The sequence below is a fragment of the Neoalteromonas flava genome (genome assembly GCF_002807685.1).
GTDB classification, from domain to species: Bacteria; Pseudomonadota; Gammaproteobacteria; order Enterobacterales; family Alteromonadaceae; genus Alteromonas_E; species Alteromonas_E flava.
Window position 1 is genome coordinate 154,348 of record NZ_PEAX01000001.1, and the last position, 21,327, is coordinate 175,674.

23 protein-coding genes are annotated in these 21,327 nt (G+C 46.4%); 10 read left to right on the forward strand and 13 right to left on the reverse strand.

Features of this window, described 5'->3' with window-relative positions; all coding sequences use genetic code 11:
* The first annotated feature begins 3 nt into the window (after positions 1 to 3).
* Genes rsxD through glpQ form a run of 6 tightly spaced genes read left to right on the forward strand, consistent with a single transcriptional unit; the run spans position 4 to position 4,504 of the window.
* On the forward strand, positions 4 to 1,056 hold the full coding sequence (gene rsxD, locus CSH92_RS00730; protein WP_100655695.1) for an electron transport complex subunit RsxD: 1,053 nt from the start codon (positions 4 to 6) through the stop codon (positions 1,054 to 1,056).
* 12 nt (positions 1,057 to 1,068) lie between these two features.
* Entirely contained in the window at positions 1,069 to 1,710 is a 642-nt protein-coding gene (gene rsxG / locus CSH92_RS00735) for an electron transport complex subunit RsxG (protein WP_100655696.1), read from the forward strand.
* Entirely contained in the window at positions 1,707 to 2,411 is a 705-nt protein-coding gene (locus tag CSH92_RS00740) for an electron transport complex subunit E (protein WP_100655697.1), read from the forward strand. Before rsxG ends, CSH92_RS00740 begins: the two co-directional genes overlap by 4 nt.
* A 15-nt stretch (positions 2,412 to 2,426) precedes the next feature.
* Positions 2,427 to 3,062, forward strand: coding sequence for an endonuclease III (gene nth, locus CSH92_RS00745; RefSeq protein ID WP_100655698.1), 636 nt, complete (start codon positions 2,427 to 2,429; stop codon positions 3,060 to 3,062).
* An 11-nt stretch (positions 3,063 to 3,073) separates the two neighbouring features.
* Positions 3,074 to 3,463 carry a lactoylglutathione lyase gene (gene gloA / locus CSH92_RS00750; RefSeq protein WP_100655699.1) on the forward strand — a complete coding sequence of 130 codons (390 nt, stop codon included), beginning with the start codon at positions 3,074 to 3,076 and terminating at the stop codon, positions 3,461 to 3,463.
* Positions 3,464 to 3,469: 6 nt separating this feature from the next.
* On the forward strand, positions 3,470 to 4,504 hold the full coding sequence (gene glpQ / locus CSH92_RS00755; RefSeq protein WP_100655700.1) for a glycerophosphodiester phosphodiesterase: 1,035 nt from the start codon (positions 3,470 to 3,472) through the stop codon (positions 4,502 to 4,504).
* On the opposite strand, the gene CSH92_RS00760 is transcribed toward glpQ, so the two are convergent.
* Positions 4,501 to 5,355, reverse strand: a complete 855-nt coding sequence (locus CSH92_RS00760) for a flagellar protein MotY (RefSeq protein WP_205662119.1) — start codon at positions 5,353 to 5,355, stop codon at positions 4,501 to 4,503. The genes glpQ and CSH92_RS00760 overlap by 4 nt on opposite strands.
* Positions 5,356 to 5,594: 239 nt before the next feature.
* Between CSH92_RS00760 and rnt the strand changes: the two genes are divergently transcribed.
* The gene (gene rnt / locus CSH92_RS00765) at positions 5,595 to 6,233 is read left to right on the forward strand and encodes a ribonuclease T (protein WP_100655702.1); all 639 of its coding nucleotides are present in this window, start codon (positions 5,595 to 5,597) and stop codon (positions 6,231 to 6,233) included.
* 63 nt (positions 6,234 to 6,296) lie between these two features.
* Here rnt and CSH92_RS00770 read toward each other — a convergent pair whose 3' ends face one another.
* Entirely contained in the window at positions 6,297 to 6,902 is a 606-nt protein-coding gene (locus CSH92_RS00770) for a peroxiredoxin (RefSeq protein WP_100655703.1), read from the reverse strand.
* A gap of 297 nt (positions 6,903 to 7,199) precedes the next feature.
* Here CSH92_RS00770 and CSH92_RS00775 point away from each other — a divergent pair, with 297 nt between their 5' ends.
* Complete coding sequence (locus tag CSH92_RS00775) at positions 7,200 to 7,394, forward strand: (2Fe-2S)-binding protein (RefSeq protein ID WP_100655704.1); 195 nt, start codon at positions 7,200 to 7,202, stop codon at positions 7,392 to 7,394.
* 115 nt (positions 7,395 to 7,509) lie between these two features.
* On the opposite strand, the gene CSH92_RS00780 is transcribed toward CSH92_RS00775, so the two are convergent.
* Entirely contained in the window at positions 7,510 to 7,857 is a 348-nt protein-coding gene (locus CSH92_RS00780) for a Grx4 family monothiol glutaredoxin (protein ID WP_100655705.1), read from the reverse strand.
* A gap of 223 nt (positions 7,858 to 8,080) precedes the next feature.
* On the opposite strand from CSH92_RS00780, the gene CSH92_RS00785 reads away from it, so the two are divergent.
* Positions 8,081 to 8,662: a Fe-Mn family superoxide dismutase gene (locus CSH92_RS00785; RefSeq protein WP_100656272.1), complete on the forward strand. Its 582-nt coding sequence runs from the start codon at positions 8,081 to 8,083 to the stop codon at positions 8,660 to 8,662.
* Positions 8,663 to 8,782: 120 nt separating this feature from the next.
* Here CSH92_RS00785 and CSH92_RS00790 read toward each other — a convergent pair whose 3' ends face one another.
* The 4 genes from CSH92_RS00790 to prmB are packed head-to-tail and all read right to left on the reverse strand — an operon-like array spanning position 8,783 to position 12,909.
* Entirely contained in the window at positions 8,783 to 9,694 is a 912-nt protein-coding gene (locus CSH92_RS00790; RefSeq protein ID WP_100655706.1) for a TolB family protein, read from the reverse strand.
* A 19-nt stretch (positions 9,695 to 9,713) separates the two neighbouring features.
* Entirely contained in the window at positions 9,714 to 10,850 is a 1,137-nt protein-coding gene (locus CSH92_RS00795; protein WP_100655707.1) for an MFS transporter, read from the reverse strand.
* Between the two features lie 28 nt (positions 10,851 to 10,878).
* A complete protein-coding gene (gene aroC / locus CSH92_RS00800; RefSeq protein ID WP_100655708.1) occupies positions 10,879 to 11,979 on the reverse strand; it encodes a chorismate synthase in 1,101 nt (366 codons plus the stop codon).
* 3 nt (positions 11,980 to 11,982) lie between these two features.
* Complete coding sequence (gene prmB, locus CSH92_RS00805; RefSeq protein ID WP_100656273.1) at positions 11,983 to 12,909, reverse strand: 50S ribosomal protein L3 N(5)-glutamine methyltransferase; 927 nt, start codon at positions 12,907 to 12,909, stop codon at positions 11,983 to 11,985.
* Between the two features lie 97 nt (positions 12,910 to 13,006).
* On the opposite strand from prmB, the gene smrB reads away from it, so the two are divergent.
* Positions 13,007 to 13,558: an endonuclease SmrB gene (gene smrB, locus CSH92_RS00810; RefSeq protein WP_240612697.1), complete on the forward strand. Its 552-nt coding sequence runs from the start codon at positions 13,007 to 13,009 to the stop codon at positions 13,556 to 13,558.
* Here smrB and CSH92_RS17400 read toward each other — a convergent pair whose 3' ends face one another.
* The 6 genes from CSH92_RS17400 to CSH92_RS00840 form a co-directional block, all read right to left on the reverse strand.
* Entirely contained in the window at positions 13,559 to 13,771 is a 213-nt protein-coding gene (locus tag CSH92_RS17400; protein WP_420807483.1) for a DUF3149 domain-containing protein, read from the reverse strand.
* 81 nt (positions 13,772 to 13,852) lie between these two features.
* A complete protein-coding gene (locus CSH92_RS00820; protein WP_100655709.1) occupies positions 13,853 to 14,506 on the reverse strand; it encodes a putative 2OG-Fe(II) oxygenase in 654 nt (217 codons plus the stop codon).
* Positions 14,507 to 16,054: a sulfotransferase family protein gene (locus tag CSH92_RS00825; protein WP_100655710.1), complete on the reverse strand. Its 1,548-nt coding sequence runs from the start codon at positions 16,052 to 16,054 to the stop codon at positions 14,507 to 14,509. It lies immediately after the preceding gene.
* Entirely contained in the window at positions 16,048 to 16,683 is a 636-nt protein-coding gene (locus CSH92_RS00830; protein ID WP_100655711.1) for a transglycosylase SLT domain-containing protein, read from the reverse strand. Before CSH92_RS00830 ends, CSH92_RS00825 begins: the two co-directional genes overlap by 7 nt.
* 90 nt (positions 16,684 to 16,773) lie before the next feature.
* Entirely contained in the window at positions 16,774 to 18,366 is a 1,593-nt protein-coding gene (gshA, locus tag CSH92_RS00835; RefSeq protein WP_100656276.1) for a glutamate--cysteine ligase, read from the reverse strand.
* A 98-nt stretch (positions 18,367 to 18,464) separates the two neighbouring features.
* Positions 18,465 to 21,272: a M16 family metallopeptidase gene (locus CSH92_RS00840; protein WP_100655712.1), complete on the reverse strand. Its 2,808-nt coding sequence runs from the start codon at positions 21,270 to 21,272 to the stop codon at positions 18,465 to 18,467.
* Between the last annotated feature and the right edge of the window lie 55 nt (positions 21,273 to 21,327).

Sequence of the window (21,327 nt, forward strand, 5' to 3'; positions counted from 1 at the left end):
GCTATGAAATTATCTCTCACCAGCTCCCCACACCAGCGTATTCGTCGTGATACCGGCCAGGTTATGCGCTTGGTTTGTTACGCCATGTTGCCAGGAATACTGGCTCAGCTGATTTTTTTTGGTTGGGGAATTTTGTTGCAATTAGCACTTGCAATCTTTTCCGCAGTGGTTGCTGAAGCATGTATTCTTAAACTCCGTAAAAAGCCTTTGCAGCGCACCTTAAAGGATTACTCGGCAGTCCTGACCGGTGCATTACTCGCAATAAGCATCCCTCCCTTGGCACCATGGTGGTTAGTGGTTATCGGCAGCTTATTCGCGATAGTTGTGGTCAAGCAATTGTATGGTGGCTTAGGATTCAACATGTTCAATCCAGCCATGGCGGCATACGTCATGTTGCTGATCAGTTTTCCAGTGCACATGAGTAACTGGTTGCCGCCACAATCACTCACTTATGAGTCTGTATCATTTTTTGATGCGGTAGCGGTTGTTTTTACTCAGTACACAGTTGAAGGTTATAGCCTGGCTCAATTGCAAAGCAATATTGATGGAGTGACCATGGCAACCCCACTTGACCATGTTAAAACGGCTTTACTCTCTGGGCAAACCTATCCTGAAGCACTGAACTCGGAGATTTTCATCGGTAGTCTTGGTGCTGGGTGGCTTTGGGTTAGCCTTGCCTATTTGCTCGGCGGAATTGTTCTTTTGCAACAACGTGTAATCAACTGGCAAATCCCCTTTGGTTTGTTAGCCGGCGTTGCGGTTTTCAGTTGCTTCTTTTACCTGCTCAACCCTGACGGCTATCCATCGCCGCTGTTTCACTTGCTCAATGGTAGCGCGATCATTGGTGCATTTTTTATCGCAACAGACCCCGTTTCAGCGAGCACAACACCACGTGGACGACTGGTTTTTGGTGTTTTGATCGGATTTTGGATTGTAATCATTCGACTGTTTGGTAATTACCCTGATGCGGTTGCTTTTGCCGTTGTGATAATGAACATGGCAGTGCCTTTGATCGACTATTACACCCAACCGCGTACATACGGACACAAAGCCTAATGGAATGTTCAAATGCTCAATAGTGTAACCAAAAATGGCTTAATACTTAGCGCCTTTGCCATTGTGACTACCGCGGCGATAGCCTTGACCTTCGTCGGTACGCGCGACGAGATTGAACAGCAACGCCTAGCACTGTTGCAGCGCACCTTAGAGGCGGTAATGCCACCGGCGTATCATGATAACTCGCTGGCAAGCGCTTGTACTCTTGTCGAAAATACACAATTACATGGTGAAGGTGCGCAACGAATTTATCGCGCTGAATTAGCTGGTGAACCGGCTGGGCTTGTCGTCGAATCCACTGCGCCCAACGGGTACAGCGGCAATATTCATCTCTTAGTTGGTGTAACCTTAGAGGGTGTCGTTACCGGAGTCAGAGTGCTCGAGCACAGAGAAACTCCAGGATTGGGAGACAAGATAGACTTACGCGTCAGTGACTGGATTTTGTCTTTTTTGGGTAAACAGGTCACCACTGAAAATGCCGACCGCTGGCAGGTAAAGAAAGATGGTGGTCAATTTGACCAGTTTACAGGTGCTACAATTACCCCCCGCGCCGTTGTCCGTCAGGTCAGAAAAACTGTGCTAACGGCTTTGGAAAATCAACAGCAGTGGTTTGCGCAGCCCACAAACTGTGCGTTAGCCAAGGGGCAAGCATGAGCGAGTCAAACAAAGCAGAACTCAACAATCTTACATGGCAAGGATTGTGGAAAAACAATCCTGCGCTTGTTCAGCTATTAGGCCTGTGCCCACTACTTGCTGTAACCGCGTCAGTGATCAATGGCTTAGGCCTAGGGCTTGCTACTACACTGGTATTAATAGGTTCTAACGTCACTGTTTCTTTGGTCCGTAACTGGGTTCCATCAGAAATCCGTATCCCTATTTTCGTGATGGTGATTGCCGCTTTTGTTACCGTGGTTGAGCTACTCATGAACGCGTTTACCTATGAGTTGTATCTCGCGCTAGGTATTTTCATCCCGTTGATTGTGACCAATTGTGCGATTATTGGGCGCGCAGAAGCCTACGCGTCGAAAAACTCTGTGGGCTTTGCAGCTTATGATGGTCTGGCGATGGGCGTGGGTTTCACGGCTGTGTTGGTGGTGTTGGGCGCTATTCGAGAGCTGCTTGGTAATGGTACATTGTTATCCGGCGCTGAGTTATTACTCGGCGACTGGGCCAGCGCCTTAACAATCACGGTATTTACCACCGAAAGTCCATTTTTGTTGGCTATACTGCCACCCGGCGCATTTCTCGCCATGGGCTTTATCATTGCGTTTAAAAATGCCTTAGATGCGCGCCTGGAGAAGCTAAAAGCCCCCTCGACCAAAGTGGTGGAACGTGCGCGTGTTACAGCAGAATAATTAAAATACAGTCAAATGAATAAACAAAAACGTCACGAAATTCTAACTCGGTTACGCGCAGCTAACCCACATCCTACCACTGAATTAAACTTCAGCACGCCTTTCGAATTGTTAGTTGCGGTAACTCTCTCTGCGCAAGCAACAGATGTTGGCGTCAACAAGGCCACGGCTAAGTTGTTTCCAGTGGCTAACACGCCCGAAGCAATATATGCATTGGGCGTAGATGGTTTAAAAGAATACATAAAGACCATTGGCTTATATAACTCAAAGGCTGAAAACGTTATCAAAGCCTGCAAGATCCTTATTGACGAGCACAACTCGCAAGTACCAGAAGATCGAGCAGCACTGGAAGCCTTACCCGGCGTTGGCCGCAAAACGGCGAATGTTGTGTTAAATACAGCCTTCGGCTGGCCAACGATTGCAGTAGATACCCATATTTTCCGCGTATCCAACCGCACTAAATTTGCCATGGGCAAGAACGTCGACCTAGTCGAACAAAAACTGATAAAAGTCGTACCCGCAGAATTCAAAGTCGATGTACATCACTGGTTGATTTTGCATGGCCGCTACACTTGTGTCGCACGCAAGCCTAGGTGCGGATCGTGTATTATCGAAGATCTATGTGAATTTAAAGAGAAAACCAGCGAGTAGAGGGTAACTATATGCGTATGCTACACACGATGTTACGAGTGAGTGATTTGGAGCGTTCCATTCAGTTCTACACCGATACTATGGGTATGCGCTTGCTGCGTACTAGTGAAAACCCTGAATACCGTTATACATTGGCTTTCGTTGGTTACGCAGATGAGTCCGAGCAAGCAGTCTTGGAACTCACCTATAATTGGGATACCAAAGAATACACACACGGTGATGCCTTTGGACACATTGCATTTGCCGTATCCGATATATACGCTTTGTGTGAACAACTCAAAGCAAAAGGGGCTGATGTTTACCGCCCTCCCGGCCCGGTAAAAGGTGGTAAAACGGTGATTGCCTTTGTCCGCGATCCCGATGGCTACGCCATTGAGTTAATCGAAAAAGCCAGCGTTTAATTAACCATGTCTGCACTTCGCCATTGTACTGTCGTCATTCTCGCCGTCTTACTGGCCGTGGGCTGCACAACGCCCCACCGAACAGACGATAGCAACGAAGCTGCAGCACTGATCATTGCCCATCGCGGAGCTAGTGGTTATTTACCCGAGCATACACTCAGCGCGGCGTTACTCGCATACCAGCAAGGTGCTGACTATATCGAACAAGATCTAGTCATGAGCCGCGATGGTCACTTAGTTGTTTTGCATGATATTCATATCGACCGTGTTACCAACGTTGCAGAGGTTTTCCCAACGCGTAAACGCCAAGATGGCAGATACTATGCGATTGATTTTGACCTTGCTGAGCTAAAGGAATTAGCCGTAATTGAACGCCGTAAAGTGGATGGTTCTAAAGTTTATCCAGCCCGCTACGGCGGTGACGCTACATTTAAAATCGCAACCTTTGAAGAACATATTCAATTGATCCAGCAATTGAATAAGATCTTCAACCAGCAAGTCGGTATTTACGCCGAAATCAAAGCGCCAGCATGGCATCGCCTGCAAGGCAAAGATATCACTCTGGCGACCGTTGTAGCGTTAGATAGATGGCAGTTAAATAACCCTACAGCCAACGTCTTCTTACAATGCTTTGATTTTGCCGAAATACAACGTCTACGCGATGAGTTGAAGGTTAAAGTACCGCTGATACAGCTGATTGGTGATGATAGTTGGCAGGAATCTGATACCGATTATGCTTATCTGCTCTCGACTGCTGGGCTTGCCGAAGTGGCGCGCTATGCAGACGGTATTGGTCCGTGGTTACCGCAAGTACTCGCCGAACCGGACAACAGCGGCCTTACGTTGGCACAACGTGCGCGCCAGCAACAACTTCTGGTCCACGCTTATACCTTTCGCAGTGATGATTTACCTTCTCAATGGGCCAGTCACACCTTGTTGGACGCATTATTTAATGAGCACGCCATCGACGGCGTGTTTACCGATCAAACCGACGTAGTACGCGCGTATCTAGACCACATAAGTGCCACTGTTCAGCGTTAGGACTTGGCCATGCGGATAACAACTCTGCGGTTTTGGGCACGAGATGCTTCGGTATTATTCGGCGCAATATGACGTTTTTCGCCATGTCCGGTCACGTCGATACGATCTGGTGAAACGCCAGCATTGGCAAAAAAGTCACGGATCTCATTGGCACGTCGAATCGACAACTGTTCATTGTTCCAACGGCCACCATAACTATCAGTGTAACCATCAAGTAGCACTAGTTCTAATTCAGGATCTTCTTTCAGGTAATCGGCAATCATGGCTAAGCGACGCTCGGAATATTTATTAAGTTCAACACTGTTTTTCTTGTAACTCAGCACTGTGTAAGCAATGTCTTCAAAACTATAGGGCAATAGGTTTGACACACAGGAAACGAATTGACGGTAAGCGGGAATGAAGTTGGCCGCATTCAAAGCAACAGCAACTTTATCAAAACGATTGTACCAATCTTGATAATAAATCGTTGGCCAATAGCCTTTTTCCAGTTCACTCAGCATAGTCCAAGCCGTCGTCTCGGGGAGATCGCCGTTGTATTGCGTCCGAATGGTCATTTCAGCCAATGACTTTTGTTGCTGACCGGGCATCCAGCTAGGAGGCACCGAATACACCGCTGCGACGTCAAAACGTTTGGGTAACATCAGCATATCAAGTTCAAACATCATGTTGAGTTGTTTTGATGCCTGACTAGTAAACACGGCTTGTCCATAACCTGGGATGTCATGCTGCAAGTCACAAGCAATTCTCGTTTCAGTACTCACTCGCCAGTCAGATTGCTCGACCTCGGCAGCGTATTGGCGCATGTTTGCTAATACTTCAGGGAAACCGGCGATTGCGGTCAAACACACCATTGCCAATGTTTTCTTAAACAACATAACAGCCTCTTTGCCTCAGTGGTCGACAAAATGATAATTTTTCAATAACCCAGCGACTTATTTAGCTCAGTCCCGATCATAACTTTTATCGTCAACTCGGCGCAAAAGTTTAATCCTCTACTAGATAGATAGCGCTTAAATTGTCATACTGCCAAGCATTACGCGTTCACCACGTTTTCATGCAGTTTTAAACGAATTTATAAGATTAGCAATACATGCCCTATGCCCTCAATGCAATGGTAAATCGGTTCCGCGGCTATTTTCCCGTTATCATCGATGTTGAAACCGCAGGCTTCAATGCCAACACCGACGCGTTATTAGAAATTGCCGCGGTCACTGTGAAGTATGATAGTGATGATATGCTAGTGCCCGATCAATGCTTTCATCGTCACGTAATTCCTTTTGAAGGTGCCAATCTTGAGCAAGCGGCGCTAGATTTTAATGGCATTGATCCTACCTGCGCTTTGCGCGGCGCTTTGGATGAAGCCGACGTGATGAAAGATCTTTGCAAAACGATCCGGAAACTACAAAAGCAGGCTGATTGTCAGCGCTCTGTTATTGTGGCGCATAATGCGAGCTTCGATCAGGGCTTTGTGAACGCAGCAATCGAGCGCCAAGGTATAAAAAGAACCCCTTTTCACCCGTTTGTATCTTTCGATACTACTAGTTTGGCAGCTCTTACCTTAGGCCAAACGGTTCTCATTAAAGCATGTCAGGCGGCAGGGATCCGGTTTGATGCGAAGCAAGCACACTCAGCGCTTTATGATGCGCAAAAAACCGCTGAATTGTTTTGTTATATGGTTAATCGCTGGCACGTACTCGGTGGTTGGCCACCATCGCCAACTGGCGAATAATTGATTCAGGCGACAAACAAAAAAGCCAATCTGACGATTGGCTTTTTTATTTTGCTGACGTTGTTATAGGTCGTCAGACTGCTCTGATAGATATTTAGCGACACCGGCTGGGCTCGCATCCATACCCGCTTTACCTTCTTGCCATCCAGCCGGACAAACCTCGCCGTGCTCTTCATGGAAACTTAAAGCATCAACCATACGCAGCATCTCATCAATGTTGCGGCCCAGTGGTAAATCGTTGACCACTTGATGGCGGACCATACCCTCCGCGTCAATTAAAAATGAACCACGGAATGCAACACCGTCAGTCGGATGCTCAACATCGTACGCTTGACAGATTTCGTGTTTAACGTCGGCTACCAAAGTATATTTAACCGGTCCAATACCACCATCGTTAATCGCAGTGTTGCGCCATGCGTTGTGGCTGAACTGTGAGTCGATTGATACACCAATAACTTCAACACCGCGTTTCTGGAATTCTGCATAGCGCTTATCAAACGCGATCAACTCAGATGGACAAACAAAGGTGAAATCCAACGGGTAAAAGAATACAACGGCTTTTTTGCCCTTAATTGCTTCACTTAAGGTAAATTGATCAACAATTTCTCCGCTGCCAAGCACTGCAGCTGCTGTGAAATCTGGGGCTGGACGGCCTACAAGTACGCTCATGCGAGTCTCCATTTTGTTTTGTTTATGTTGGTTCAAAAAGATTAGTTAAAGACAACAAAAAGCACCTTCACCAATCAGCTTCAGCATATATTGGTGCGCTTTAGGCAAATACAAGTAGCCTGCACACTTTAAATATTCAAAGATCAAGCTCTAAGGTTATGAGTCCTACTTTGATCAAACAAACCGCCGCACTTAGCCGGTAAATTTTATATATGCAACTTCTTGAAAGTAAAATAGCCTTGCTTTTGATGCAAATAACAATTATTATCATTTGCAATTAACTTCTTGGGGTCAAGCATGTTTATTTGTCTGTGTTATGGCGTCACTGACCGTGCGATAAAACAAGCCGTGGAAGAACATGGCGTGGGTAATTTGCGTGAGCTTAACCAAGTTCTCTCGTTGGGTACTGAGTGTGGTCGTTGTGTGCAAATGGCACAACAAATAATAGATAGCACGATTATCGATGAGTCCTTATTTAAAGAAGTCTGTTAGAAAAGAGGTTTCACTCATTTAGTGTTCGCAATACTAATCGAAAACCTAATAGCATAAAAAAGCCAGAGATATACTCTGGCTTTTTTTATAGCTAACCGGATGTTCAAGTAACGTTCTAGTTAGATACCTGCTTCGCAGCAGTTTCTTTAATCAGTGGCTGTAATTCGCCTTGCTGAAACATTTCTAAAATGATGTCACAGCCCCCCACGAGCTCACCATCTACCCACAGTTGTGGGAATGTTGGCCAGTCGGCATAGCGCGGCAACTCGGCACGAATATCTGGGTTTTGCAAAATGTCAACGTAAGCAAACTGTTCCCCACAAGACATTAATGCTTGCGACGCTTGGGCGGAAAAACCACAACTGGGTAATTTGGGCGACCCTTTCATATACAACAAAATTGGGTTCTCAGCGATCTGCTGCTTAATCTTTTCTACTGTCGCTTGACTATCGTATGCGTCCATAAAGGCCTCTATTTTTTGACATGTAGGCAATATAGGTACTACGCTTGTCACTTTCAAGGCTAATAATTGAGTAAAAATAAGTCCTTGCCCTTTAAAAAAATGACCCCATTTAGCTGATAATCAGTAATATCAATAACGTAAGTAAAATCTCATCAGGATTAACCGACGATTACACCTGATGAAGTTTACCAATTTAACCAAGGAAAATAACGGAGACCATCGCATGGCTTTTGAATTACCTGCTTTACCTTATGAAAAAAACGCACTTGAGCCGCACATCTCAGCGGAAACTTTGGATTTCCATCATGGTAAGCACCATGCTACCTATGTCACCAAATTAAATGGTTTGATTGAAGGTACTGATCTTGAGAATAAAAGCCTTGAAGAGATTGTGAAATCTTCAGACGGCGGAGTGTTCAACAACGCAGCGCAAATCTGGAACCACACCTTCTATTGGAATAGTTTAAGTCCAAATGGTGGTGGTGAGCCGACAGGCGCATTGTCCGATGCTATTAACGCGAAATGGGGCTCATTTGCAGACTTCCAGGCAGCCTTTAATGATAAAGCTGTTAATAATTTTGGTTCTAGCTGGACTTGGCTGGTTAAAACTGCCGATGGTAGCTTAGACATCGTTAACACCAGTAACGCTGCAACGCCAATCACTGAAGCCGGTGTAACCCCGCTAATCACAGTAGACTTATGGGAACACGCTTATTACATCGACTATCGCAATGTGCGTCCAAAATACCTAGAAGGCTTCTGGGCGTTGGTTAATTGGTCATTTGCGGCAGAGAATTTCGCCTAAAACTCAGGCCAAAGTTTCCCCAACGCAGAGTCGTTGGGTGAGCTAAAAACCTACTGATAGTACCAGATCAGGATTAGAAACCAGAATTCGATTAGTCGACATTCTGGTTTTTTTTATTCACTACTGAGAGCGCTGGCACACTAGCGCTAATTGAGTCCCCTGTGTACTGAAAACTAACCGGCTTGCGCCAGCAGGACACTGCTCTGCGATAGACACATAGGCTTGCCATCCATCTTTGGCACCATAAGCCCAGCTAATTAATCCATTTTGCTCTGCATTAACAGTTACAGCTCGGCCGTCGGGAGTCCAAGCATAGTATTGGCTACTGGTTGGAAGCAAGGCTAGGCGACGTGTGCGATGCGATGAAGCGTCATACTCCATGAGATAATGCACATCACCAATCCGCTTAGAATAGCTGAATTTATCTGGCTGTTGCGGGATTGCCCAAAGGCTCGCCCCAATGTCCGTATCGATTATTCTGGGGTTGTTTGACGTGGGTAAAATAGTTGCCCGTTGCAAGGAGTGCTTGCCGCCTTCTTCAGTGCTCAAAACAAAAACCAACACCTCAGAGTCATTCAACCAGACATGATAGCCAATCGGCTCTACGTCGAGTAATTTTTGTGGTTGCGGTGCATCGAATGACCACTGTGCTAACCATTGCTTACCATTTTTATCCACCCAAATGCCAGATAACGCGGGTTGTGTCGAGCGTGGTGTTGGCGAATATTCACTGGTTGACGATTGGGTGATATTGCGCGTCGTGCTGGTCGCCATGTTGTATTGATACAAATCAGTTTGCCCTGCGGCGTCGGCGGCGGTGTAATAAAGTACCGCCCCATCCGCGCTAAAGTAGGGTTGATTGTGATAAAACGGAGCATCCGTTATTTGCCGCCATTCAATCACTGTTACCTGAGATTCTTCAGCGGTTGCGGGTGACAACGTAAGCATCCAGATATCTGAGCCCGGTGGCTGCTGTGCTTGTGCTGAGAGAGCACCCAATAGCATAATGATTACAGATAGGGTTAGTCGCATAGATTTCTCCTGTATACGATTATGCGAGTTTTTCTTTCGCCAATGGTAATAATATGACCGCAGCTAACAGGGCTAACGCTGCTGCGATAGAAAAGCTTAGGGTTGCACCACTGCCTTGCTCCCACAAATGCCCGGCCAGCCAATTCCCTAGCGCACCACCAGCACCAAAAGCCACGCCAATATAGATGGCCTGCCCGCGGCTTTGAAAGTGTGCAGTAAAATAATGATGAATAAAAGCAACACTGACCGCATGGGTGAGGCCAAAGCTAAAAGCATGTAGCGTTTGCGATAGCACCAATAATGGAGTCGTGTCAGCAAAAAATCCAAGCATCCACCAACGCACAGCGGTTAGTGCCAAGCTTGTTATCAATAGCCATTTGATGCCAAATCGCTGAATAAGCCGACTGGCGAGCACAAAGATGATCACCTCTGCTGCAACCCCTAACGCAATAAGAAAACCAGTGAATTGCCCCGAGTGCTCAAGGTCACGCATGTATAAAGCAAAAAAGCCATAGTAAGGGCCAAAGCTCACTTGTAGCAGCGTTGCCGATAATAAAAACAACAGGAATACGGGAGTCATTACCTGCCGCCAACTATTGCCACTGGTGCTCTCGAGGTGTTCATCGCGATTAACGTCTGCTAACAATAAGGTCGATAGAAACAGCAATGACAAAACTGTCACACTCACCCAGATAGGGACTTCAGTCCCAAAAATGTCGAGCAAATAGCCTGTCAGCATGGTTAGCAAAATAAAGCCAACGCTGCCCCATAAGCGTACACTTCCGTAGTTCTTCTCTCGGATTTTAGCTTGTTTTAGAGTGATAACTTCTAATTGTGGCAACACGGCCGTCCAAAACATCATCATCAAGCCGAAGGTCAACGTTAACGACCAAAATGACATAGCCCAAAATACACCAGCAAAGCTGAGTACCGTCAGCAGACAGCCCACGCGCAGTACCAATAACGTATGGCCTGTTCGATCGGCCAAGCTTGCCCAAATCCCTGGACCAAAAATGCGCGCAAAAGTGATTAATGCAAACAACTCTCCAATTTGCGCTGAACTAAAGCCTCTACCATCAAGGAACAAGCCGAGATAAGGAACAATAATCCCTAATTGCGCAAAATACAGAAAGTATGTGGCCGATAGACGCTTCAATCATCGACCCTAGCATAAGCTATATCATTCATTCGATAGCGCCTGGGATGGTCGGCGTAATGCGTTGAACGTGGGCGTTTTGCGCAGTATGCCGCAATAAGTGATCCATTATCACAATGGCCAACATAGCCTCAGCTATCGGCACTGCGCGAATACCCACACAGGGATCGTGACGCCCTTTAGTAACAATATCGGTTGCTTCACCACTAACCGTGATGGTTTCACCCGGGACTGAAATGCTGGATGTTGGCTTTAGCGCCATATGTACAATCAAGTCTTGCCCACTGGAAATCCCTCCCAATACGCCACCGCTGTGATTGCTGGCGAAACCTTCTGGGGTTAAGGTGTCGCGGTGCTCGCTACCTTTTTGTTCGACGACAGCAAATCCATCACCGATTTCTACACCTTTTACCGCATTGATCCCCATCATCGCATGTGCAATGTCCGCATCGAGCCGGTCAAACACAGGCTCACCTAATCCCACAGGCATGTTGGTGGCTATGACTGAAACTTTAGCGCCAATAGAATCACCGGATTTTTTCAATTCCCGCATGTACTCGTCAAGCGCGTCTAATTGAGCAGGATCCGGACAAAAAAATGGGTTGTCATTAATTGTTTCTGGCGCCTTTAACGCCATTGCGATCGGTCCAAGTTGTGAGAGATAACCGGTAATTTCAATCCCATGCACTTGCTTCAAATATTTTTTTGCAATACCTCCGGCGGCTACCCTTATGGCCGTTTCTCGTGCCGAAGAACGACCACCACCACGATAGTCACGTAATCCATACTTCTGTTGATAGGTGTAATCCGCATGTCCTGGGCGGAAGCGGTCGGCAATCTTGGAATAATCCTGGCTGCGCTGATCTTTGTTTTTTATTAACAGTCCAATCGATGTACCGGTCGTTTTGCCTTCGAATACGCCAGATAAAATCTGTACTTCATCATCTTCACGGCGCGCCGTGGTGTAGCGTGATGTACCGGGTTTACGCCGATCAAGGTCACCTTGCAAATCTGATTCATGTAACTCTAACCCTGGAGGACAACCATCGACTACCCCACCAATCGCAATCCCGTGGCTTTCACCAAAGGTAGTAACGGTAAATAATTTGCCAAAACTATTTCCTGACATGAATTATCCTTTTAAATAATCTAATAACGCGGCTTTAGACACAGCAAAAATGCCGTCCCCCCCCTGTTCCAGTTCAACCCACTCCACCGTTAATCCGGGGAAACGATCAGCGAAATGCACCATCGAATTACCGACTTCTACAAATAACCAACCGCTATCAGTTAAATAGTTTGCCGCTTGATTGATAATTGTCTCAACTAAATCCAACCCGTCCTCTCCGGCTGCCAGGGCTAACTCAGGCTCATGCTGAAACTCTGCCGGCAAGTCAGCCATATCCTCGGCGTCAACATAGGGCGGATTGGAAACAATTAGGTCATAACGTTGTTGAGTCAGCGCGGAAAAGACATCCGATTGCATTGCTACCACACGGCTCTCCAACCCATGCTCTTGAATATTAATGTTCGCAACATCAATTGCATCTGTGCTGATATCCAACGCATCCACATCGGCATCAGGGAAGGCATGAGCAAGCGCGATAGCAATACAGCCGCCGCCAGCGCATAAATCTAAAATAGTCCGTGGTTCATTAACATAACCAGCAAACGCTTGTTGTATAAGCTCTGCAAAGGGCGAACGCGGGATCAACACGCGTTCGTCAACATAAAACGGAAAGCCACAAAACCATGCTTGATTAGTTAAATAGGGTAAAGGCAAACGGGTTTGTACGCGTTTTAATACTAACTCAGCAATTTTTTGGCGCTCGCTGTGGGTCAACTTTGCATGAAACAGCGCTTCGCCGGTTACGTCGGAAAGGTTTTGTGGCAGATGCAACGCTGACATCACCAAGGTTACCGCTTCATCCCAGGCATTGTCAGTTCCATGTCCAAAAAACAAATCGGCATCATTAAAGCGACTCACGCTCCAGCGCACGAAATCCAAAATACTGGCCAAATCGTTAATGGCTTGATCAAGATAAATTTTATCAGTCATTGCAATAGTTAAACCCACGAGTAATGCCTGCTATCATACCGAAAATATTTGGCTTTCGGGCGTGCTATTTTGAATTTTTTTCACGGGGATAAAGAGTTTGGTTGAAGATGACGACATGCTGCTGTTTCGCCAGTCGATTGGTGGTGTCAAACCACTGCCTGAGAATGAAAAAGTCGCGCTTACCCAGCAACAACGCTTGCATGCAAAGCGGCAACGCAAACGTCAGCATGACAGCACAGACCAAAAGGATCAACGCCAAGCCAATGCGTATTTTACCTTTTCCGACGCATTTCATGGCTATATCCCACCCGAGGGGCCAACTCGCTATGCCGTCGATCGTGAACATCACGATCAAATTAAACGATTACGCCGGGGTGATTTTGCACCCGAGATCATTCTCGATCTGCACGGATTGTCGCGCGAAGAAGCAAAACTCGAAATCGCTGCCCTGTTATATCATGCGAAACAACAACATGTGCAATGTGTCTGTATTGTCCACGGTGTCGGTGCTGGGATCTTAAAGCAACAAGTCCCGCACTGGTTAATCCAGCACCCAGACATTGCTGCCTTTCATCAAGCACCATTGGAGTGGGGCGGTAAGGGTGCCCTATTAGTCAAGCTAGTACACGCCGATCCTAAGTTGGGTTAATTATTTATCTGCGTCTGCACTATTGTGTAAAAACAGGTAGGTATAGTAACCACCCATCACGCAAATAATGGCAATCAACAACAATGACATCCACACAACGGGATCTAGGAATAACTCTAAAGGCATGGTGCTTTCCTCCTGCACATCAACAATGCCTTTATTGTCGCCTACACCGGTAAACAGGTACTGATCTTGATCAATATTTTGGGACACGCGCAGAGTAAAGTTTGCGCTAGATCAAAAGAGTATACAGGAGGCGTTCTTATGCCAACCAAACACGCTATTACTGCGCCATTAGAATAATATTTTTACATTAAACGCAATATTGATTCGCGCACGATCGGAGGGGTTTGGCAATACTTCATGGATAAGATAACTCGGAAACATCACCATCAATCCATCTTCTGCTGGCACCGTAAATGATTGTCCAAAAGGCAAACCATGGGAGACTTGCTGATTAACAAAAGCATGACTATACAAGGCAAGATCGCCGGTTCCCGTGCCCTGCACATAATAAACCCCCGACCAATGCCATTTTGAGTGCGTATGAATGGCGTTGGCGCTGCCCGGCTGATTAACATTTGCCCAGTAGTTCATTTCAAAACGATCGGCTGAAAATGATTCGAGCGGCGCACACGGCGCTCCAATGTTTAGATAGTGGCGATGAATCGCTTTCACGTTATCAATAATAAAACGTTGCAATGGTCGCCAACCATTAAAGTCACTGCTGCCGCGCCAACAACCAGGATTAGCTAACGGATCAATGGTTGGGTTAGTTTGCTGATATTCGAGTATTTCCTGCTTAAGCGTTGCGTTTAATTCGACATGTCGCGGTACCATGGTGCGCCATATATCTGTATGCAAAATTCCCCCACGTGCAAGCATGATCCGTTCGTTATCAGCATTTACGTATTGCATTCCGGCCGGGAAAGGCGTGGGTTGTGTCATTTAGCGATATCTCTCAATATAAGGCGTTAAAAATTCAGTATAGCGTTGCCAGCGCGCAACGGCGTGAGTCGTAATGGGTTGTCTAACTTGCCAAATACTGGGCGTCTCAACATGGTTGGTCGACTCACGAATCACTTCTGCTGGCGGCAATGATACGCCAAGAAAATCACCGATACGTGCGGCGCCGGGCGCATAATCTGCAACTAACTGCTGATAGGATACATGAAGAATATCATCGCCAAACATTGACTGCCAATGGCTCATTAAGCGTTGATATTGATCGTAAACAAAGAAAATATCATCTAAGTCGTTGGTGTAGGCAAAGTAACGCGAGAAATTCTCAAAATAAATGGATACAGCAAGGTCCAGTGGGTCGCGCTGCATATTGATGATTTTGGCGTGCGGGAATAGCAGCTTAATCAATCCGATATGAAAAAAGTTAGTCGGTACTTTATTCACAATCCGCTCACCTGCAAAATTGGCAAATTGCTGGAAATAGTTTTCATATGCTTTGATCGTGGCTTGCCAATCAATACGTTCTTGCCGCATCAAACGCTGAAGGTATTGCTCATCTACTCCAGAAGCTGCTATGGCAACTTCCAAGGCGGGTGTCTCGCCACCGGCATAATATTCGGGTACTGATGATAAAATTTGCTCTACTAATGTCGTGCCAGAACGGGGCATACCAACCACAAAAACATGCTCGGTCACGCAATTCGATTTTGCCGACTGGTAGTTGTCCATGCTAAAAGCGGTTAGCAAACCGTCCACTTGCTGCTGCAGCATCGTTGAGCTAAAACGGCAAGTTTTGCTTTTTAACGCGTTGGCTCGAGTTGCCAACTGCCACGCCACCCCATAATTCCCTCGGTCATTTTTTGCTTTCGCTTGAGCAAATAGAACACGAGCAGCAGCTTCAGGATCATCATTCACAAGTGGAAGCATGGCTAAATGTTCATCCAACTCCGGTGTGAGCTTTTGCGACTTAGCTAACCCCGCAGCCGCATAACTATTGTCTGGCTGCTCCTGCAAAATTGCCAAATAATCCGCCTGTGCAGCGTCAAAATCACCAAGCATTGCTGCAATATTAGCACGCATTAAGCGGGCCTTAGGAGCCAATTCTGGCGCTGCGGGTTGAATATCCAGCCATTGCCGCGCAGCCGTCAGCGCTCGGGCTTGGACGGCGACATTGCAGCGCGCGACCAAAACATCCTGATTAGCTTGCAACACCTTGGGCACGCGCTTTGCCACTGTTAGCGCTGCGGCATACTGATGATATTGACAAAGTAAACGCAAAACGTGGACGTACAGATGGGCGTCTTGTGTGTGCGGAATGACTATGCATAAACGTTTGATATATTCATCGGCTTGTTGCTGTTTGCGCCCGAGTAGAATTCCGACCATGTGGGTGAGTAATTCTACATTTTCGGGCGCTAGCGATTCGATTTCACAAAGCTTTTGCCATGCGGGCTCGATCCTACCAGCCCCTAGAAGTTGGCGTACAGTTTCTAAGGCTTGGGAAGTCGTGAGTGATTGGTTACCAATTACCATATTAATCGCCAAAACCACCCGCGCTGTAATTCTTCTTCACAGCCTTTGAGCTGAGTGGCATAGCGCAAAGAACGCGCTTTTACGATACTTGCGACATTCACTAACCAGCGTTTCTTTAAATAGGAACGCCGTTTAAAACCGCCCCACCCTTCGTGATAATTGAGATACTGTCCATGCGCATCCCACTTTGAAATTCCATTAATCGTGTGCGTTTTGCTGATAAACCACCCCATAAAATCTATCGCATCGGCAAAATCATCACGGTCAGCCCATGAGTTGCCGGTTTCACGCACGTAGTCTTCCCACGTTGGTGTCTTCGCTTGCGAATATCCGTAAGCAGAACTGACTCTACCCCATGGGATCAAGCCGAAGAATACGTAGTCACGCGGTGGCAAGGCGTCGGCCTTAAATGAGCTTTCCTGATACATCATTGCCATCGGTACATGAATGGGTACGCCCCATTTATCACGCACATCAGCAGCTGCATCATACCAGTCAGGTTTTTCTTTAAAGATTGCGCACAGATTACTAATGTCACTGGGCGGGGTTGTAGTGCAACCGACAAGCATAACGAGCAGACTGATCAGACCAGCGAAAAAAATTGACTTGCTCAGGAACTTTATGCTCATTTTTTATTCAAATCTAGTGTTCTAGTATTGTGTGTGTTTCCCTGGAACCTTATCTGCCTGGCTAGCACCAGGCTTTTTTTTGTGCCCTGTTTAGCGTGCAAAATAGGCTTTAAGAAACGCATCAAAATCTTCTTTATCGTTTGCTTCAATAATCTTTTGCTGCTGCAGCGACTCGCGACTCTGCTGTTCGAAAAATGCCTGATCAAAATGCTGATAACCCTGACTTAAAAACGACGCCTTATATTGCCGCGACAATTCAAGCCCCCACTGACCGTTGTCCACGTTGCGACTCTGCAAGGTCGCTAAAATTTGCGCAGAGGGAGTTTTACCGCTGTCAGTGATTTTTTCGAATTCTCGCGCAACTGCCGCGCTATATTGCGAAGTTGCAGAAGCGCTATCCAGGACTTTTGCGACCTTTGCAAAGGTTTCAAATAATGAGATTGCCCACTGCTGCAGTGGAACTTCATTACTCGTCTGGTCTTGTCCTTCTTGCAGCAGCGTTAATGCCGGATCACGACCTTGGGTCACCACCCGCTTAATATTACGCTCGGTTTTGGTGTAAGCTTGTTGCGTGAAGTCGGGTGATTCCGTCAACAAACAACTTAACAAGAAGACATCTAGAAAATAGAACTGCTGCAAACTGATCCCAACCGGTTGCATGGGGTCAACATCTAACGCCCGTACTTCCACGTATGCAACACCACGACTCTCTAGCGCGTCAGTCGGCTTTTCTAGCGATCGCGCCACTTGTTTAGGGCGAATTGGCGAATATAACTCGTTTTCGATTTGCAAAATGTTGCTATTCAACTGCTCGTAAACGCCTTGCTCACCAGCCGCAAAACGTGCGTACTCAGCACTTGGCGTCCGAATCGCTTTACGCACAGAGGCAACATAATCCGACAAATTGTTGTAACACACGTGTAGGCTTGATTGTTGACTGTTGGTATAGCCAAGATCGCTCATGCGCAACGACGTTGCATAGGGTAAATACAAAGTGCCTTTGCCAATTTGCTGAAAATCAAAATTATGCTTTTTGCCACGTAGGAAAGAACCACACAGCGCAGGAGAGGCACCATATAGGTAAGGGATCAACCAGCACCAGCGACGATAATTTCTTATTAAGTCAAAGTACTGCTGGGAAACAAAAGCTGGACTGAAGACGCTACCTTTAAGTTCAGCATAAAGTTGCCAAAAACTCTCAGGAAGTGAAAAATTAAAATGGATCCCTGAAATTGCCTGCATCATTGCGCCATAACGATTTTTAAGGCCTTGCCGATAGGTGCTCTTCATCCGGGCAATATTAGAAGTGCCATATTGAGCGATTGGGATCTCGTCTTCGCTATCGACGTAGCAAGGCATACTCATTGGCCACAGCGCCTCATCACCCATTTCACTCAGCACAAACTTATGAATATCGCTTAATTGCGCCAATGTTGTATGGGGATCTTCCTCAGGGGGTGTAATAAATTCCAATAAAGCTTCAGAAAAATCCGTAGTAATACTGTCGTGAGTAAGCGCTGACCCTAATTGCTGAGGATGGGCTTGTTGCGATAATTTTCCTTGCGGGGTGATCCTCAACGCTTCACGCTCTACCCCATGCTTGATACCGGTTAACGCTGTACGAAAATGCGCAGTATCAAGACCGGCAAGAATTTTCTCTAAACTCAACGGATGATTCGACAATGGATCACTCACTTTTTATTGAAAATAGTTTCCCGACAAGTATATCGCTTTTTAACCGCAAAACTTGCCTTACTTAGATTTTGTTACACTAATCTAGATCAATCGTCTACCTCGTAGTCTAAAACTGTGCGACCCAGAGTTTCGAGCTGCGGCTTAAGTGCTGCTGCGTCGCCCACAACAAAGATGTGCATATCGCTCAAATCCATGTATTGCTGTGCCCACTGTTGCAATTGCTCGGTGGTTAACGCTTGAATAATACTGAGCTGTTGCTCAGTAAAATCTGGGGACAAATCATAGACCAGTAAATGCCTAAGAAAACGCGCTTTATTCGCTGGCGTTTCATAGTCCAAAGCATCTCCTTGGGTAAACGCTTTTTGCAACAAAGCCAATTCTGCGTCCGTCACTCCGTGCATTTTATACTCGCGAACCTCGCGCAACATTTCTTGAATACTTTCAAGTGTCGCAGTGGCATTAAAGTCACCACCCATAGAGAATGTACCTAAGGTTTTACCACCGCTGAAATAGCTTCCAGCGCCATAGGTAAAACCCTTATCCTCACGCAAATTGAGGTTTATTCGACTATTAAAATGCCCACCTAACGGGAAATTAGCCAAGCGTGCTTGAAAATAATCCCCCGTTGCATCGTAAGGCATTGAGCGTTTAGCAATACTTATGACAGATTGCACCGCATTGGGTTTATCGACTAAATAGATATTACCCGTCGCATATTCAGGAAAGGGCTGATACGTGGGAATTTCATAGGGTTTCACTGACCATTCTTGGAGCGGCAATAGCGCAGCTAATGTGTCGGTTTGGGAGATATCACCCACCACCACGATATTTGCCTGGGCTGGATTGTAATACGTTTGGTAAAACACTTTGATATCATCCAGAGTAATCGCCTCTACGGTAGTGGTAGTTCCGCTATCCGGTAAACTGATGCGATTATTTTCACCGTAAAGAATGGCGTCTTGCGCACGTCGAGCTAGTGTATTGGGATTTTTTATTTGTTGCTGCATGGCTTGTAATGTGCGCTGCTTAAGTTGCTTGAAATCAGCAACTTCAAAGCCTGGATTAAACAATTTTTCAAATAAAATGGCTAACGTTGGCGCGAGATTTTTACTCAGACTGCTCACATATACGGTAGTAAACCGACCCGACGCTGAGAACTGGATGTCACTGCCCAATTTAGCCAGTTCATTGGCTAGTTCAACGCCCGAGCGTTGCGCACTGGATTCATTCATCATTTGAGCAGTAAGTGAGGCTAATCCCGCTTTTTCAATAGGATCTAACAGCGGACCACCTTCGAGATTAATCGTTAGGCTAACTGTTGGTGTCTCATCCGTATTGATACCCAACACAGGTATCCGCGACGCTATTTTTGCTTGCCAGAATTCCGGCACGCTAACCAGCGGCGCTGGCGCTGTCGGTGGTATTTGACTGCGATCAAAGGTATCAACAATCTCCATAGGCTCAACGTCGGCATGTTGGCGAAGTGGCGGAATGTCACGTGCTGGAATACTATATTCCGGCAGATTAACGGCTGCTTGATTCTGGCCTTCAGGCACAATACTCAGTACAACGGCTGGATTGTTCTTAATGTACTTTTTGAACACCCGCATAACGTCATCTGCCGTTACTGCATTGTAGCGGTCAATATCCACTTGCACGAGGTCGGGTTGCTGTGCATAGAGCTCACCATTAGCCAATGAACTCACTTTCCGCGCGACACTTTGCAGACCAAAAATCGTACCTGCCTCAATGCTCATCTTCACTCGTGTTAAATCATCCGGTTCGACGCCACGTTGCTCAAAATCAACGAGGGCTTGTTTAAACGCACTGTGCAAATCATCTAAGTCTTGCGTGATCGCAGGATTGGCCAGTGCCAGCATCTGGAATTCACAGGCTAATTCACGGCAGGGGTGCATAACAGCAGCCTGTACTGTTTTGCCTGTCGACACGAGATCTTGATAAAAAATAGAGGTTTTGCCACCACCTAAAATATCCGCTAAAACATCCAGTGGTGCCTCATCAGGATGGCGGGCATGCACCGTTGGAAACGTCATTTGGATCAATGGCAAGTGCACATTATCTTCCAATACTACGTGTCTTGTTTGCGCTAAAGTTACCGCCTTTTTAGGGAGTTTCGTTACAGTCGGCCCAGCTGGAATTGGGGCAAAATATTTTTTCACCCAAGCTTTAGTTTGCGCGATGTCAATATCACCACCAATCGTTAGTATTGCATTATTAGGGCCATACCAACGCTGGAAAAAAGCTTTCAAATCATCAACATTGACGCGCTCTAGATCTTCTATATAACCAATAACTGGCCACGAGTAAGGGTGCCCCTGCGGATACAAGGCTTCACTCACGCGCTCAGTACGTAATCCGTAGGGTTGATTGTCTACGCGTTGTGCACGCTCGTTTTTGACGGTCTCACGTTGATTCTCAAACTTCTTTTGCGTAACCGCATCAAGTAAGAACCCCATACGGTCAGACTCCAACCAAAGCACTTTTTCTAAGTGGTTGCGTGGTACTGTTTGGTAATAGTTGGTGCGATCAGAATTTGTCGTACCGTTCATATCGCCACCGGCTTCGGTGATCATTGCAAAGTGTTGTTCGTCAGCGACGTGCTTTGAACCCTGAAACATCATGTGCTCGAAAAAGTGCGCAAAACCTGACTGCCCTGCTTGCTCGCGCGCCGAACCGACGTGATAGGTCACATCGACATGAACCAACGGGTCTGAACGGTCTTGATGCAGAATGACCGTTAAACCGTTCGTTAACTGATACTTTTCGTGGCTAATAGAAATCTGCTTTTGCCCACCTGAAGCTGGCTTATACGACGACGAACAACCGACAACGCTTAAACACAACGCTGCCAAAAACCATCCATATTTATTCATTTGCTACCAATCTTTATTTTCCAACCGATTCCAAAGCTACAACTGCCCAGAATAT

Bases quoted from the DNA above. Each gene is read 5' to 3' on its own strand.
- CSH92_RS00820 (WP_100655709.1), bottom strand. From the start codon at position 14,506: ATGACACAACCCACGCCTTTCCCGGCCGGAATGCAATACGTAAATGCT.
- aroC (WP_100655708.1), bottom strand. From the start codon at position 11,979: ATGTCAGGAAATAGTTTTGGCAAATTATTTACCGTTACTACCTTTGGT.
- CSH92_RS00840 (WP_100655712.1), bottom strand. From the start codon at position 21,272: ATGAATAAATATGGATGGTTTTTGGCAGCGTTGTGTTTAAGCGTTGTC.
- nth (WP_100655698.1), top strand. From the start codon at position 2,427: ATGAATAAACAAAAACGTCACGAAATTCTAACTCGGTTACGCGCAGCT.
- CSH92_RS00790 (WP_100655706.1), bottom strand. From the start codon at position 9,694: ATGCGACTAACCCTATCTGTAATCATTATGCTATTGGGTGCTCTCTCA.
- CSH92_RS00740 (WP_100655697.1), top strand. From the start codon at position 1,707: ATGAGCGAGTCAAACAAAGCAGAACTCAACAATCTTACATGGCAAGGA.
- prmB (WP_100656273.1), bottom strand. From the start codon at position 12,909: ATGACTGATAAAATTTATCTTGATCAAGCCATTAACGATTTGGCCAGT.
- CSH92_RS00770 (WP_100655703.1), bottom strand. From the start codon at position 6,902: ATGAGCGTACTTGTAGGCCGTCCAGCCCCAGATTTCACAGCAGCTGCA.
- CSH92_RS00785 (WP_100656272.1), top strand. From the start codon at position 8,081: ATGGCTTTTGAATTACCTGCTTTACCTTATGAAAAAAACGCACTTGAG.
- rsxG (WP_100655696.1), top strand. From the start codon at position 1,069: ATGCTCAATAGTGTAACCAAAAATGGCTTAATACTTAGCGCCTTTGCC.
- rnt (WP_100655702.1), top strand. From the start codon at position 5,595: ATGCCCTATGCCCTCAATGCAATGGTAAATCGGTTCCGCGGCTATTTT.
- CSH92_RS00780 (WP_100655705.1), bottom strand. From the start codon at position 7,857: ATGGACGCATACGATAGTCAAGCGACAGTAGAAAAGATTAAGCAGCAG.
- rsxD (WP_100655695.1), top strand. From the start codon at position 4: ATGAAATTATCTCTCACCAGCTCCCCACACCAGCGTATTCGTCGTGAT.
- glpQ (WP_100655700.1), top strand. From the start codon at position 3,470: ATGTCTGCACTTCGCCATTGTACTGTCGTCATTCTCGCCGTCTTACTG.
- CSH92_RS00830 (WP_100655711.1), bottom strand. From the start codon at position 16,683: ATGAGCATAAAGTTCCTGAGCAAGTCAATTTTTTTCGCTGGTCTGATC.
- gloA (WP_100655699.1), top strand. From the start codon at position 3,074: ATGCGTATGCTACACACGATGTTACGAGTGAGTGATTTGGAGCGTTCC.
- CSH92_RS00775 (WP_100655704.1), top strand. From the start codon at position 7,200: ATGTTTATTTGTCTGTGTTATGGCGTCACTGACCGTGCGATAAAACAA.
- CSH92_RS00760 (WP_205662119.1), bottom strand. From the start codon at position 5,355: ATGGTGTGTTTGACCGCAATCGCCGGTTTCCCTGAAGTATTAGCAAAC.
- CSH92_RS00825 (WP_100655710.1), bottom strand. From the start codon at position 16,054: ATGGTAATTGGTAACCAATCACTCACGACTTCCCAAGCCTTAGAAACT.